This window comes from Eisenbergiella tayi (assembly GCF_001881565.1).
GTDB lineage: Bacteria > Bacillota > Clostridia > Lachnospirales > Lachnospiraceae > Eisenbergiella > Eisenbergiella tayi.
Genome location: NZ_MPDJ01000001.1, coordinates 1,362,802 through 1,378,272 on the forward strand (window position 1 = coordinate 1,362,802; position 15,471 = coordinate 1,378,272).

Annotated in this window: 10 protein-coding genes; 2 read left to right on the plus strand and 8 right to left on the minus strand. The window is 50.1% G+C overall.

The features are described from left to right. Positions 1-39: 39 nt before the first annotated feature. The 7 genes from BLA28_RS05625 to BLA28_RS05655 all read right to left on the minus strand — a co-directional run bounded on the left by BLA28_RS05625 (position 40) and on the right by BLA28_RS05655 (position 9,984). On the minus strand, positions 40-2,322 hold the full coding sequence (locus BLA28_RS05625; RefSeq protein ID WP_069156375.1) for a hypothetical protein: 2,283 nt from the start codon (positions 2,320-2,322) through the stop codon (positions 40-42). 56 nt (positions 2,323-2,378) lie between these two features. Beyond that, positions 2,379-4,547, minus strand: a complete 2,169-nt coding sequence (locus tag BLA28_RS05630; RefSeq protein ID WP_069156376.1) for a pyruvate formate lyase family protein — start codon at positions 4,545-4,547, stop codon at positions 2,379-2,381. An 8-nt stretch (positions 4,548-4,555) separates the two neighbouring features. After that, positions 4,556-5,491, minus strand: a complete 936-nt coding sequence (locus BLA28_RS05635; protein WP_242880562.1) for a glycyl-radical enzyme activating protein — start codon at positions 5,489-5,491, stop codon at positions 4,556-4,558. Between the two features lie 37 nt (positions 5,492-5,528). Then, positions 5,529-6,668: a trans-sulfuration enzyme family protein gene (locus BLA28_RS05640; RefSeq protein WP_069156377.1), complete on the minus strand. Its 1,140-nt coding sequence runs from the start codon at positions 6,666-6,668 to the stop codon at positions 5,529-5,531. Positions 6,669-6,714: 46 nt separating this feature from the next. Then, positions 6,715-7,542: a carbohydrate ABC transporter permease gene (locus BLA28_RS05645; RefSeq protein ID WP_169897203.1), complete on the minus strand. Its 828-nt coding sequence runs from the start codon at positions 7,540-7,542 to the stop codon at positions 6,715-6,717. An 11-nt stretch (positions 7,543-7,553) separates the two neighbouring features. Continuing rightward, a complete protein-coding gene (locus tag BLA28_RS05650; RefSeq protein WP_069156379.1) occupies positions 7,554-8,465 on the minus strand; it encodes a carbohydrate ABC transporter permease in 912 nt (303 codons plus the stop codon). Between the two features lie 100 nt (positions 8,466-8,565). After that, complete coding sequence (locus tag BLA28_RS05655) at positions 8,566-9,984, minus strand: ABC transporter substrate-binding protein (protein ID WP_069156380.1); 1,419 nt, start codon at positions 9,982-9,984, stop codon at positions 8,566-8,568. 547 nt (positions 9,985-10,531) lie between these two features. Here BLA28_RS05655 and BLA28_RS05660 point away from each other — a divergent pair. Both BLA28_RS05660 and BLA28_RS05665 read left to right on the plus strand, forming a co-directional pair. Next, positions 10,532-12,298: a cache domain-containing sensor histidine kinase gene (locus BLA28_RS05660; RefSeq protein WP_069156381.1), complete on the plus strand. Its 1,767-nt coding sequence runs from the start codon at positions 10,532-10,534 to the stop codon at positions 12,296-12,298. A gap of 12 nt (positions 12,299-12,310) precedes the next feature. Continuing rightward, a complete protein-coding gene (locus tag BLA28_RS05665; protein WP_071698893.1) occupies positions 12,311-13,822 on the plus strand; it encodes a helix-turn-helix domain-containing protein in 1,512 nt (503 codons plus the stop codon). A 752-nt stretch (positions 13,823-14,574) separates the two neighbouring features. On the opposite strand, the gene BLA28_RS05670 is transcribed toward BLA28_RS05665, so the two are convergent. Next, positions 14,575-15,429: a hypothetical protein gene (locus BLA28_RS05670; RefSeq protein ID WP_069156384.1), complete on the minus strand. Its 855-nt coding sequence runs from the start codon at positions 15,427-15,429 to the stop codon at positions 14,575-14,577. Positions 15,430-15,471 lie beyond the last annotated feature (42 nt).

Consider the following 15,471-nt stretch of genomic DNA (forward strand, 5'->3'; position numbering starts at 1 on the left):
CTGAATCGTTACGCCAGGCTTCCCTTCCCTGTCAGCCGTTTATATTCCAAACTTCACAAAATGCCAGTTATCAGTCAGGGTAAAAGACGGGGCATGCGGGGCATCTGCAAATCCTTTTTCCCCGCTGTACTGCATGGGGCTTGTAAGATGCCGGTCCCCATCTATGTGGTGATGAGGTCCATAAGTATTAAAGGTACTGGGAAACAGTCGGATGACCGTCCGATGTATCCCCTGTTTTATCCCCGCCAGCTCCCATTCCGGCCCCCAGCAATATCTAAGCTGCGTATCCCCGTCAAGCATAACTGCCATGCAGTCCGCATGCAGGCCGGTTTTATCAAATCTCAGTTTTCCATCCGCTCCTGTATAATGCAGGCTCTCCATTTCCACATAGGTTCCGCAGAAAGGAAAACCGGACGCGCACAAATCCCTGACATCCACCTCATCCTCCCGAATATCCGTCAGATAAAAGTCACCGGCGGTTTCCCACTGATGCCGGTCTTTCTCCCGGAAACCCTCAGTGCTTTTCACACCGAAATTCCCTTCCAGATATACAAAGGGAGCGTTCTCCCCTTCAGGACATGCTTCCCAGCGCAGACTGATTTCCCCATTTTTGAGAAAAGACTTTTTCACGGAATCAGGAATTGTATAAACGACATTTCCTTCTTTTTCTTCTCCGATCAGTTGAGTTTCTCCTGCCCGGATGCCCTCCAGGGGATCCAGGGAACGGATGCGCCATTCTCCTTCAGTATCTTCACATCCCCGCCAGGGAATATGGCATTCCTTCTCTTCCAGCAGAATTTGATTGCCGCCATGGCCTGTATAATGCCACTGCCATTCCCCGGCTTCATACCAAATCCCGGCCGCTTTTGCCTGTTCCCGGATCTGTTCTTCCAGAAACCACGCGCCATCCCCGCAAATGACCGCGGAATAAACAGCCTTCCCTATCCGCAGGACACCATCCTCCACATGTCCATGTTCCTCCAATATCCGTTCACTTGTAACATCAAAAGGAATCCCCTGTTCATAGCAATGCTCCGCGAACCGGGAAAAAGCCCGGCTTATCTTTCCGCTCCGGCTGTCCGGTGTCCCGCTTCCGTTATGCTCGTTAAGAGCTATGGCGTCAGCAGGATCAAACTGCGCCTGCACTCCTCTTTCCGGCGCAACCAAAAGCACCGGCCTTGGTTTGTGAAGCCGATTATCCCATTTGCGGTATAATTTACCGAATACGGCTGAAGCCGCGTCCTTCCAGGACAGCCCTCGTGGAATATTCGGAGGCCAGTCCCGTACCGAAGCGCTGTCCGCCTGATACTGCCACAGATGAAAAGCGATGGTATCAATGCCGCTTTCCGCCAGCCAGTCCACGTAGTTTTCCAGATCCGCGGGCGACAGACCCCAGCCGCTTCCTCCCAGGGCCTCCGCCATACAGCGTCCGTCTGAAAACTGTCTGCTCAAAGAAGAAACGGTCCTTGGATAATAATGGTTTCCGGGATAACGCTCCAGCGCATCCACGGCGGGCACATTGATCTGTTTCAGGTTCTGATAAAGGGAACCGCTGCAGGACGTTTGGAAAAACAGAGTTTCTTCTCCCTTCAGATGCGCGGTATACCGCTTTCCATGGGCTTCGCACCACTGATTCACAGGTTTGTAAAAGGCATCCGACAGAATATCACCTAATATCTTCCAATAAGCAAGCCGTACTTCCTCGTACCCTTCCCCTTCTGTAAACAGCAGCTTCCAGTCATCCCTGAGCTTCCTGCCCCGAAGCTGTCCATAGACTTCCTCCGCCTCAGGGCACCAGGGAATTCCTCCCATACTTACAGATACGCCGTGTCCGTCCAGAAAGCCCACCTCATCACTGAAAAATCCGGTAACACAGGCAAAGGCCTCTTCCGACAGTCCTTTCCGGTATCCATCATAAGTATACTCGATGAAATATGCCATTTCATCTCTCCGGAACGTATTAAACCCGGCTTTCCCTTCCAGCACCACTTCTCCGTTACGGTAATTGAGCCACTCACACCGGCTGTCCGGGAAATGTTCCAGCACATGGCCGTCCGCACTTCCGGAGGGCCATCCGTTCTCATCATAGATCCAGAATTCCATTTCCAGCTGTCCGGCGTACAGGATGATTTCCGACAGAATATCCAGATAGGCGCCGCTCATATAAGCGGGCCTTCCCGGATAATATCTGGGATGAAAAACCGTTCCCCGAAGGCCCATTGCCTTCATTTCCTCAAGCTGGCCTTTCAGGACGGACAGCTTCAGTTCCTCGTTAATTGCCCAGAAGCTTAACAGCTTCAGGCAGTTGCCCGTATATTCCATAATATCTTCTATCCTTCCGCCCGTTCATATAATTATCACGGCGATACGCTGCGCAGTTAATTCAGAAACCGATCCACGATCTGCTGCCGGTATTTAGGCGACAGCGAAGAGAAAAAGGCGGAATAGCCGGTCACTCTTACTACCAGATCCGGATCGCTGTCCGGATCCGCATGGGCCTTCAGCAGCCGATCCTTCGTCAGACAGTTCAGATTAATCAGCGTCCCTCCCATATGGTTATGGGTATGGATCAGTGTTTCCAGCGCTTCCACGCCGCCCTCCTTGGTTATCATGGAATTGTCCACGTCCAGATGGAGCGGGGAAGAATTCCCGAAGCCCGGCTGCAGCTTCGCCACCGTATTCGCTTTCAGGGAAGGGGAAAAGGTATGCAGGCCATTGGCAAAGCCCGGATCCGGTTCATTGGAATGAGAAATGGGATCCCCGTATTTCCTTCCGTTCGGCGTGGCAGGGAGGGTTTCCCCATACCTGACAATATCCCCATGGGAAAACATACCCGCAATAACCTTTAAACGGTGCCTGGGTGTGGGTTCGTCCATGCAGAGACTCACAAACAGATCCCTTACCTTTTCCGCCCACTTCATGGAAGGCGAATGAGGCGCGCCGAGCCTGTCAATGTTCTTAAGCATGAGACGGATTCTTTCATATCCTTCAAAATCCGCATCCAGGGCGGCGTACAGCTCACGGAAGGTGAGAACCTTTTCTTTTTCGATTCTCTGCTCAATGGCTCCGAAGGAATCCGCTACGGTAGCCAGGCCGATCCCATCAATGTTCAGATCAACGATATCCACGCCTCCTCTGGCACAGTTCAGCCCCCGTTCCACCGGGCCGTGCATGAACAGATTCAGGATGATTTCGGGCGTATCCTCGGAAACATGCTCATAATGCCAGTCATAGCCTTCTTTGATGCAGTCCACCATAATGGTAAGATGCTTTGCAAAAAGCTCCCAAAGCGTATCCGTACCCTGCTGTTCCATTCCCTTCATCTCTTCCATGGCCTGATACAGAGCCATGGGCATATTGATCCGGGTCACGTCCTGCAGAGGATATTCCACACCGGGGATCGCCGTCCAGTTACAGCCGGATTTGATACGCATACGCGCCAGCTCCTCCGGGAACCCGTTCTTTACAAAGCCCTCTTCACAGCCCATATTACAGGAGTAGCAGACGCCGGTTCCATCCTCCATGTTATATTCCAGCGACCGGCGCAGAAGCACTTCGTTCATGGAATCATGCACACGGATCGCCACATTGGAAGGAATTTTCAGATAGTGCACCGCATCCAGAATCAGGAAACTGACGCGGCTTGCCAAGTCCTGATCCCCGGCAGGCGTAAGCCCGCCAATCTGGGAATAATGGGTGTCGTTAAAGAACAGGCTGGCAAAATACCAGACAGCCTCTTCATCGGTAAGCCCTAAGCTTTCCTTATCTTTTTCATAGTAAGGGCGGAACAGCTCATCCATCTGTCCCAGCGCGCCTCCGGCATAATACATTCTGTCAATGCACTGGAAATGAGCCGTAAACTGACATGCCTCCCGAAGCGTCCGGGGCGGGTTTTCCAGCAGCCATTCATTACAGTCCGCCACCTGTGTATAGTGGATCCTCAGCTCTTCCTCCGCAGCATTTTCAGCCAGTCCCCTTGTATAATCCACATGGCGCTTAATCCATTCCAGAACACCCAGAAGCAGCTGTTCCTCTCCTTCATAAAAAGAGACGTCACCATGGATATTCAATTCCTTATAATATCTTACCTTTTCCAGAAGGCCTTTCCACCCCAGCTGAAGACCTATGGTGAGATCCGGGCAGAGATGGTTCATCCCTCCGCAGCCGTGCTGCAGGATATTATACTTTTCATATATGGGGAAAAGGTGTTTCGGCTCGTTTTCCTCACGGAACCCTATTTCCATCCAATTGGAAAGATTGCCAGGCCAACAGGTGGCCAGCGCACTGGAAGGATTGCTGTATACCGGCATCTCATTCAGAATTTTCCTGTAATTGTCTCCCAGCATTTTCATCCCGTATACCCTGCCGTCCTCATGGGTAATGGGTTCAAAGGTGAAGTCAGGAAAATACAGGAATCCATGATCATCGATATCCAGATAGCCGAAATGATCTATTTTTTCTTTATTTATTCTTATTTTATCCTGATGCAGCTGCTCAATCTTCCTCTCGATACGGGGAGAAAGAATCGTTTTTTCCGTATTTATCATAATCGCTCCTATCCGCGCAGTAAATGCGCAGCTCTGTCTGAACTGCTATTATACTCTTCCATTTCTTCCGCTCCCAGCTCCCGGAAGCTTTCCTGGACGATCGGTTCCAGCAGAAGATCGCCCTTTCCCACACCCATCCTGTGATAAGCCAGGAGTTCGATATCACGGATCCCGTTGTCCCACAGGAAACGCTTCATAAAGGGAAGCTCTGATGCATTCAGCTCCTCCACAACCGGAATCCGGATCCTGATATCCTTTCCCGCCTGTGCCAGCCGCACCAAGTTATCCTTGATCCGTTCATTTGACACTCCTGTCAGTTTCCTGTGAACCTCCTCATGAAAGGCCTTCATATCATAAAGGAACAGATCCGTATAGGGCAGAATCCGCTCAAAGTCCTCGAAAGGCACATTTCCCGCGGTATCTACGGCGGTATGAATTCCTTTATCCTTCAGACGCAGCAGCACCTCTTCCAGGAAATCAAGCTGGAGCATGCATTCCCCTCCGGAAAAGGTAACGCCTCCTCCGCTTTCCCGGTAGTAAGGAAGCTCCTCCAGAAGCTCCTCCATCAGCTCCTCCGCCGTGATTTCATAGCCAATCCTGCTGAGCGCCCTGGCATAGCAGCCCCGGGTACAGCTTCCGCAGTCCCGGCAGTTCTTCCGGTCATATACGAGTCCCCTTCCGGGATCCGGAAGGAGGCAGCCGCCCGGACAATTCTCCACGCAGCTGCCGCAGCCTATGCATTTTTGTTTATCAAAGGCAAGCTGGGGCCGTTTTTCATAAGACTCCGGATTATGGCACCAACGGCATCTCAGATTGCAGCCTTTGAAAAAAACAGCAGTTCTTACTCCGGGACCGTCAAAAACAGAGAACCTCTGTATATTAAAAATGACGGCCGTGCTTTGCTGAATATGAGATTGATCCTCGGAGAATGGAACCTGCTGCAAATAAGGATATCTCACAGGACGTGGCATCTGTTGTTTATTATCCAAGCACATTCTTTACAGCCCTTTCAAAATCTTCCTTCAAAAGATCGGCGCCTTCCAATCCGATATGCAGGCGCACCAGTCCTTTTTTCATCGTTTCGTTATCCTGCTCCAAATCCGCTCCCACCGGGGAAATCAGGCTTTCAAAGCCTCCCCAGCTGGGGCCTCTGTGGAAAAATTCCAGCTCCCTCACAATTCTTTTTATCTGTTCTCCGGGAAGATCAAACACCACGCTCATCAGCCCGCTGGCCCCTGTCATCTGCTTCTTTGCCAGTTCGTACTGTGGATGTGTCTCCCACCAGGGGTAAATCACTTCTTTTACAACAGGAAGCTCCTGGAAATAGGCCGCCATCTCCATGGCATTTGCCATATGCTGCTTCATACGTACCGGAAGGGTACGTATCCCGCGCAGCATCAGCCAGGAATCAAAAGGGCTCATGACAGCGCCGAACAGTTCCCTTTCGCTCTGGGCGATCTGATCTATATCCTCTTTGCGGCCAATCACCACACCGCCGATTATATCACTGTGCCCGCCCAGATATTTGGAGGCGGAATGCACTACCATATCGATGCCGAAAGTGAGAGGCTTCTGGAAAATCGGTGTACAATAGGTGTTGTCAATCACCGTGGCCGCATGGTGCTTTTTGGCGACTTCCGCTATTTTTGCCAGATCCTGTACCAGAAAAAGATAGGTGGAAGGGCTTTCCAGATAAATCAAATCCGTATTTTCCCGAATCGCCCCTTCTATCTCTTCCGTATCGGTGCCCTTCACAAAGGTAACCTCCACGCCGAAACGCTTCATATACTCCGCCAGGAAACGGTGGGCAGGGCCGTAAATACTGGCAACTGCCACCACATGGCTGTCCTTTTTCAGATAATGCATCATCGCTGCGCTGATGGCTCCCATACCGGAGGAAAAGCATTTTGACGCCTCTCCCTGCTCCAGGGCCGCCACCTTATTTTCCACAATCTCCGTGGTGGGATTGGACACCCTCGTATAAGCATAACGCCCTTCCCTGTCCCCTTCGTTTCCCTCGCATTCCGTAAACAGGGAACTCTGGAAGATAGGCGGTGTCACCGCACCTGCAAAACGGGAAGGATCTTCACTATAGTGGGTACATATTTCTTCTGCTCTCATTTATCAGCCCTCCTGCCCGCGGATTCTCCGCAGACGTAAATTCATTCTATTCCTTCACTGCCCCCGCAATATTCTCCACAAAGATTTCTTTCATGAAACCAAAGAGAAGGATGGCCGGCAGCATGGCAATCAATGTTCCAGCGGCGACATTGCCCCAGTTGATGTCATATTTTCCGATCATGGAATATATGGCAACCGTCAGTGTTTTCTTGCTGTTGGCATTAATATACAGCACGGATGTATACACATCATTCCAGCAGGCAAGGAACACAAAAATAAATACCGAAAACAGCCCTGACTTCGCAAGGGGCATCACAATCCGGAAAAAGGTTTTGATCCTTCCGCAGCCGTCAATCAGCGCCGCTTCCTCCAGCGCTTTGGGAATCCCCTTCATAAATCCGATTAACAGGATCGTCCCGAAGGGAATCTGCCCTCCTACCAGAATAATAATTACCGTGGTAAGCCTGTTGATCATCCCCATCCTTGACATAAGGATATATAAGGGGGCAAACCCCACCGCGGTGGGCAGCATCTGGGTCATCATAAATACCATGAATATCAGCGGTTTCGACTTGAACTCCATACGGGAGAGTATGTAAGAAGCCATTCCCGCAATCAATACCACCAGGCAGGCCCCTGCCAGAGCGATAAAGAGACTGTTCAAAATATAAAGCCCGAAATTGCCCATCTCGATTACTTCCCTGTAATTATTCAGGCTCGCTTCCCTCGGCAGATAATGGACCGGAAATTCATACAGCTCCTTGCTTCCCTTCAGGGAAGATACCAAAAGCCAGAAAAAAGGAAATACCGTAAAAAGAAAGAACAGGGCCAGCAGAATATACTTCATTGCCGTGAGCACTGCTTTTTGAATCATTTTTCCCGCCATTATTCGTCACCGCCTTTCAGGGTATTGGTGCAGGCAATATAGATTCCCGTACAAACCAGTGTAACAAGCCAGAGGATAACGCCGGCTGCGGATACCAGACCGTAATCATTGCCCTTTACCACCTCCGTCATGATATAACTGGATGCAATATGGCTGCTTCCGGCCGGCCCGCCCTGGGTCATACCGAAAATAAGATCCGGCGCGTTGATGGTCTGCACCGCCCTTAAAAGCACCATGAGGAGCAGTATGACACGGATGGAGGGTAAGGTTATGTAAAAGAATTTCTTTAAGGGTCCGGCCCCGTCAATGGCCGCCGCCTCATACATATCCTGGGGAATGGTTTTCAGCGCCGCCATAATGATAATGGCGAAGAAGGCCATACCGGTCCATACCTTGGCTACAATTACACAGGGGAGGGCATAATCCGGATTGGATAGGAAACCAACCTGCCTTTCCACAATTCCAAGCCTCATCAAAATGTCATTGATCACACCGTTGCTTCCGTTGAACATCCATTTCCACATGATACCCACCATGAAGCCGGAAAGAGCCCAGGGCATGAAAACCACACACTCATACAGCTTTTTCCCGAAAAAGGGCTTCTGCAGAAGAAGGGCGATTCCGAAGCCCAACAGGAACTCAACAGCCACACAGCAGAACACCCAGATAACCGTATTTTTCCAGGTTCCCAGATACGTTATATTGTCAAACAGATTACGGTAATTATCCAGTCCGATAAACTTCTTACTGAAAATATTATAGGATTTTACATCCTGGAATGACATGACTATTCCATCCACAGCAGGGTAATACAGCATGACCAGAATCATGAAAAGCCCCGGCAGAAGAAACAGGGCAATGAACAGTCTGTCTCTCATTTTTTTGGATAGCTTGTTTTTGCTTGGCCGCATAATTTCCTTCCCTTTCCGAAAAAGCACACCCTTCGGGTGTACCGGGAAGGCTGCCTCAGACTGTAAACAGCCCGGACAGCCTTCCTAACTTTTACTTATCTTATTTATTGAATCTTTCTTTTACCCATTCACTGTCCTGTGACCAGCTGTAGAAGGCACCCAGCTTGGCTGCACAGTCTTCCGGGCTGATTTTCCCGAGAAGCATCTCCTGTACCAGGCTGTCTGCGGCAGCTCCGAACTGGGAAATCTGCTCCAGCTCTTCTTTGGATGCAAATCTTCTTTCGCCGTAATCCACATAGCCTACATAGGAATCCGGATCCGCAGCCATGTCCATATAACACTTATAGTAACCTTCGCTGAAGAAAGGATCCTCCTGAGCGGTGGTATGGATGGGGATATTACCGTTTTTCTTACAGAAGGTCGTATTTCCTTCCACGGAAGAAAGGGTCTTGATTACTTCCCAGGCCGCATCCTTATTCTTGGAGTTTGCGGCAATACCCCAGCCTGCAAAGCCAGCAGGGAAAAGAGCCTGTCCGCTGGGTCCTACGGGCAGAGGAGCCACATCCCAGGTTCCTTCTTCCATATATTCCTCACAGGTTGCAACTACTTCGGGATCCTGGATAAGCATAGCGGTTACTCCTGAATAGAAGGCTTCCACCATTTCAGGATATCCCCATGCGATTGAATCGGGATGGGAACCGTCTTCATAAAGTTTTTTGTAGAAATTCAGCGCATCGATGGCTTCCGGCTGATCATAAATACTCTTACAATCATTGGCGATGAACGGAACTCCGATATCCAGCTTTGCAGGATCCGCGAAGGAAAGAAGAGTCATCTGCATGAAGCCTACGGTACCGGCGCCGCCGCGGAAGGAATAGCCGTAACGGTTCTGGGTGGGGTCTGTCAGTTCAACAGCCGCGTTATATAAGTCATCCCAGGTTTTGGGAACAGTGATATTCTTGTCTTCAAACCAGTCTTTTCTATAAAACAAGGCTCTTTCATAAACACCGTAAGGAATGGAATAAATATTTCCATCATAGGAAGTAACCTGATCCTTTAAGAATTCACTTACACTTCCCCAGTCCTCCCAGTTCTCCACATAAGAATTCAGCGGTTCAATAAATCCGTTGGAAATATGATCCACCGGTACGGAGTCCAGTTCGATGATATCAATATCCTCTCCAGCCTGAAGCATGGTTGAAATTTTCTGCGTGGCCTGATCCGCCGGGGGAGAGATGATTTCCAGTTCAATATTATCAAGGCCTGCGACCATTTCCTGAATCAAAGCATCCCTTGTGGGATTTCCCAGATAAGTAATCATGGTAATTTTTGTCTTACCCGCCGATCCGGTATCGCTGCCGGCATTTTCCTTCGCACTTTCCGTATTGCCGCTCTGAGCTGCGGCACCGGTCTGGCTGCTTCCCGAATCCGCTCCGCCGCAGCCCGACAAAAAAGCAGATGCCGCCATCATTCCCGCCAGCATAAGCGCTGTTATTTTAGTCCCCTTTTTCTTTAACATCAATATCTCCTCCTGCTTATTGCTCCATCATTGTTGTTTGTCAGTTACTATTCATGATACCTGTGCCGTCGGCCTTATGGTTCTGCCTGCCCCGGCATCCCCTGTCCTGCCTTTCTGCACAGGCTCTGGATCTGCAAGGATTCCTGTATGGGCCGTATAAATACGCCGGTCCTTAGGCCGCGTATTTTGCGGCCTTAGTACCGCTGCGTAGTTATCCGAGCGAGAGCGTGCCCTGACAGGAACCTTGCAGAGCCAGAGCCTGCGCAGAAAGGCAGGACAGGGGATGCCGGGCAGGCAGAACCATAAGACCTACGGCACAGGTATCATGAATAGTAACGTTTGCTACCGTCCAAGCTTGGTTGTGGGCTTATTATAGCAGAGCAGATTTTACACAAAAATAAAAAATTTTCACATCTCGTGTGGAAAAATGTCAGTTCCATTTTTAGGGTTAAAACAATTTTCCCCTATGTCCTCTTCTTTTCCTAAGGTATAATAAAGCCAATCCCTAAGAAAAATTTTTAGTAGCCAAAAGAAGGGAAATATTCGAATGAAGGCAATCACAAAACTCTGGAAATATTACCTTTATGACACCAAACTTGTCCATAAATTTTTGTCACTCCTTGTCTTGCTGCTTCTGATTGAAATTATCGTATCTAATTTTTATATCAGAAATAATGCGGCAAAATTATTGACGAAGGAGGTACGCACCACTTCCAAACAATTTGTGGAACAGTATGTGGATAACATTGAATATAAGCTGATGAAATTCAGGACCTTATTAAACAGCATGAACAGCAATGATAAAATAAAAGAGGTTTTTTCCCTGCCGAATCCGGATAAGGACGATTATGCGGCCGTAGATGCGGAAGTCCGCCAGATTTTGAATAATCAGTTCCCTTATGGCCTTTATGATCTCGCCCTCTATCCTCTCACCGGCAGCTCGGAAAACAGAAGTATTTTTATAAGGCCGCTGGATAAAGAAAACGGGACCTGGAAAGAACAATTTGAAAACCGTTATTTTGACCACTACTTTATGCATACGGAAGGCTCCTATAACACAGAGCTTCTTTCCATTCTGAAGCCGATATACTCCACCGACGGTTCCCGGATAACCTGCATGATCAAACTCAGCCTGTTTCCGGAAAAGGTGTTCAAGGCCATGAAAGGTGTGGACGGAAATTATTCCCACCAGCTTTTTATTATTGATAACCGGGGCAACTACATCTACGGACAGACCTTCTCCGAAATGGATGAATACCTCCATTTTGTCCGGGACAAATACGATATCATCTACAATGGCTATCCCGTGGAGGACTATCCCGGAAAAGAAGGGATCTACCTGACGAGCTCCAATTCCGCCTCCGGCTTCCGGGCCGTTTACTATTTTGCCTACGCCAGCTCCCTGGAAAGCATAGATAACCTGAACCGCACCCTCACCACCGGTATCCTGATCCTTTTGTTTATCACCATAACCGCCGGTTTTATTCTGTCCATAAGTGTAAATAAACGGTTTGTCATCGTTCTGGACAAAATAAAAGAAGTCAGCCGGGGCAACCTGAAAATAGAACCCTCCCGGCTGGGCAGTGATGAGATCGGCATTTTTGACACCTCCTTCACCCAAATGGTGGGACAGGTCAGCCAGCTTATCGAAAAAAACTACGTCATGGAAATGAAGAAAAAGGACGCCGAATTCATGGCTCTCCAGGCCCAGATCAACCCCCACTTCCTTTTTAACTCGCTGGAAATCATCAACTCTCTCATTGAAGTGGAAAAATATGATACAGCCTGTGAGGTAAATGCCCGGCTCTCCGCCCTGCTGCGCTACAGCATCAACCATAATTCCTCCGGCATTGTCACCCTCGCAGAGGAAATCAACTACATGAACAACTACGTCTATATTCAGAGCATCCGTTTCGGCAGCAAATTTACCTTCCATACCGATATCGATGAAAGCTGCCTGGACTGCCACATTATAAAGCTGGTTTTCCAGCCTTTTATAGAGAACAGCATCAAACACGGGTTCAATGGAATCCCTTCCGGCGGAAGCATCTTTTTCTGCGTAAAGGCCGGAGAAAAGAATCTCCTCATCACCATTGCGGATAACGGAAAGGGAATGGAGACTACTGAATTTGAAAAGCTTTCCGCGAAATTGGAAAAAGATGATTTCGATGACTTTCAGGAGCAAAATGAAAGCATCGGCATCCTCAACATCCATTACCGCCTGAAGTTAAAATTCGGAGCCGCTTATCATTTAACCATCACCACAAGAGAAGGGGAAGGCATGCGTACGGAACTCATTATCCCCAGGATATAAGAGGTGTTACCTATGAGATTATTGATTGCAGACGACGAATCCCTGATCAGGGAAGCCATTATGGCCCGGCTGAAAAAAGGCCGTTACGAATTTGAAGAAATTTACCAGGCCGGAGACGGACTGGAGGCTTGGGCTATTGCCAAAAAAGAGCGTCCGGAGATCATAATAACCGATGTACGGATGGACGGCATGTCGGGCCTGAGCCTGATCCAAAGCTGCCAGGCCGCGGGCATAAATTCCTCCATCATCGTGATCAGCGGCTATGCTGAATTTGATTACGTCCAGAACGCCATGTACCACGGCGCCTGCTGTTATCTCCTGAAGCCCATCACCCAGGAGACTCTTTTTGACGCCCTCAACAAAGCCATTGAAAAAAATACCACCCTCACAAAATACACACGCGTCCAGGAACAAAACACCCTTCTCCTGTTGAACCAGCTCCTCCAGAAAGCCCGTGACCACTCCCTGAACGATACCGAATACTCCCAGCTCCTCTCCCTACTCGGAGCGGACAAAGACTGGGAATTCATCGTGGGGTCCGCCCATGTGAGCCGCTACGACCAGAGCCGCTATTTCAGTATAGAAAACGTATACAGCATACTGGCCGACAGCCTCTCCCCCAGGCTCCCCTCCGCCTTCCGCCTCCTGCCGGGCCCCAATACTCCCGACCGAATCCTTCTCTTTTCCGCGCCCTCTCTGCAGTCTCTCCAAAAGCAAATATACGAAACCCTGGATTCCCAGATCATGAAACTCAATGTCCTGGGAGCCATAATCACCCTCGGGCTGAGCCCCATTTCCCGTTCCCTCTCCCCCGAACTCTTCGACCAAAGCGAACAGGCCCTGAAGCACCGTTTTCTGACCGGGAACGGCAAAATATATCACATGGAAGACCCCTCCGCCGACACCGGCCAGCTCCCCAGCAGCCTGGACTGGAAAAACCTGGAAAATGAGCTCCGCTGCAAAAGCCCCCAGGATACCGCGGAAAAGCTCTGCTCCCTCATAGACAGCTTCTACCCCCTGGTCCACAATTTCGAATACCTGATCCAATACATATACGAACTCCTGATCCGCCTTAACTACACCCCTTCCAAAAAAAGCTGGGACCATTTTACCGACAACCGCTTCTGGTCCTCCCACGAAAACAGAGAAGAAATCCTCTCCCTCATAAAAGAAGAAATATCCCTCACCTGCCGCACCAAACCCGCCGAAGGAAGCCAGTCCGTCACCGAACAGGCAAAAGACTTCCTCAAGGAACACTACCGCGAACCCATTTCCATGGAAATGCTCGCCGAATACTTCCACCTCAACCCCAGATATTTCTCCACTGTTTTCAAGAAAAAAGAAGGCCTCTCCCCCATAGACTACCTCACCCAGGTCCGCATGGAGGCCGCCAAAAGCACCCTCAGGAACACCGACATCCCCGCCTCCGAAATCGCCGCCCTCGTAGGCTACGAAGACCCCCGCTACTTCTACAAAGTCTTCAAAAAATACACCGGCCTCACCCCCACCGAATACCGGTCGTAAATATTGCTTCAATCATTGCTTCTGCTCCGGCTCCCTCCCTCCGGTTCCTTTGGGGCTGCTGTTTGGTTCGGGGACCTGCCCTTCCCGCTGCGGGCTATGCAGGGATCCTTACAGGGGACGCTCTCGCTCGGATAAACACGCAGCGGTACTAAGGCCGCAAAATACGCGGCCTAAGGACCGGCGAGTTTATACGCCCCTTACAGGAAACCCTGCATAGCCCGCAGCGGGAAGGGCAGGTCCCCGAACCAAACAGCAGCCCCAAAGGAACCGGAGGGAGGGAGCCGGAGCAGGGCCCAAGGTTGAGGCAAAATTTACTAAAAAAAAGACCTAAGCCCTCCAAGAACTAATTCCCAAGGTACGTAGGTCCTTTACCTTTATCCCTTTTCAAAAAACTGCCTGCGCCGCCGGAGAGAGTCCTCCGCGGGCCGTTTCGTTCCGGGGTCTGCGGGTGGGATGGACGGCGGGGCTATATTCTGCAAGGGAATACGCAAAAATGGAGATATTTCTTATCGCATTCTCCCGGTCTTCTGCTGGCCGCCCTTAGCGGCGCTGTCTGACGAGTGAAACGAGGAGTTTCAGCCGCGTTGGACAGCAGAAGACCGGGAGAATACGATTAGAAATACCTCCATTTTTACGTCTGACCGCGCAGAATATAGCCCCGCCGCCCATCCCTCCCGCAGACCCCGGAACGAAACGGCCCGCGGAGGACTCTCTCCGGCGGCGCTCCACTACCTCCCGCCCAACATCAACACCTACTCCCCTCCAAAAGCATCCTGCTTCACATTCGGGCTGCTCCTCTTCTCCAGGTTCACCCTCCTGTGTTCCAAAGCCGCCAGCGATATCTCAATGTCCTCCCTGGCCTCCTGGGCATTGAAGCAGCCAACCGTCACCATATCGCAGTCACGGATGGTAGCCCATGAAAAATTCAGTCCCACAAAAGGCGTACAGCGGCCCGCCGCCATGGACTTTATCGTCATGACAGGCTTTTTCGCATCATGAATGATCTGGTTGACCGTTTCGATCTCTACCTGCATCATGAATCCCATACAGTTATAAATCTGAATATAGGTCTGCACATCATATTCATTCAAATCACTGTAAACCACCAGCTCAGGCATATGCGCCGACAGTCCGGGAACCATTCCGGCATCCCGGATCATGGAGGTATAATCCCCAAGCCGTTCAATGGTACGTTTTCCCTTGTTTACCAGCTGTTCCGCGCTGGAATGATGAATCAGGCAGAGGCTTGCGCCAAGCTCTTTTCCCTTGCGGATAACATCCATAGCCTCTTTTCTCGCCTGGGGATTGTCGTCCACATTAATGATGGGCGTGTCAATCATGATGAACTTTTTCCCGGTTTTCTCCGATGCCTCTTCTACCGCCCGGCAGATGACCGGCACCTGGGAAAAAGGAGCCATGATAGTATCCACTCCCGCCTCCTGGAACGTTTCCAGAATGGGAACGACCGATTCCGGATGGGCATGGGTCTTCTTGATCATATTATCTGCCGACGGGCTTGTATGGCTCCACCCGGCCAGCCAGTTTGTTCCGATTATCATTCTGGATAAAGAGATACCTTCTACTTCTGTTCTCGGCATTTGTTCCATAGTAACCCCTCCTGCCCGATGTATCGGGCTTTACATACCAAC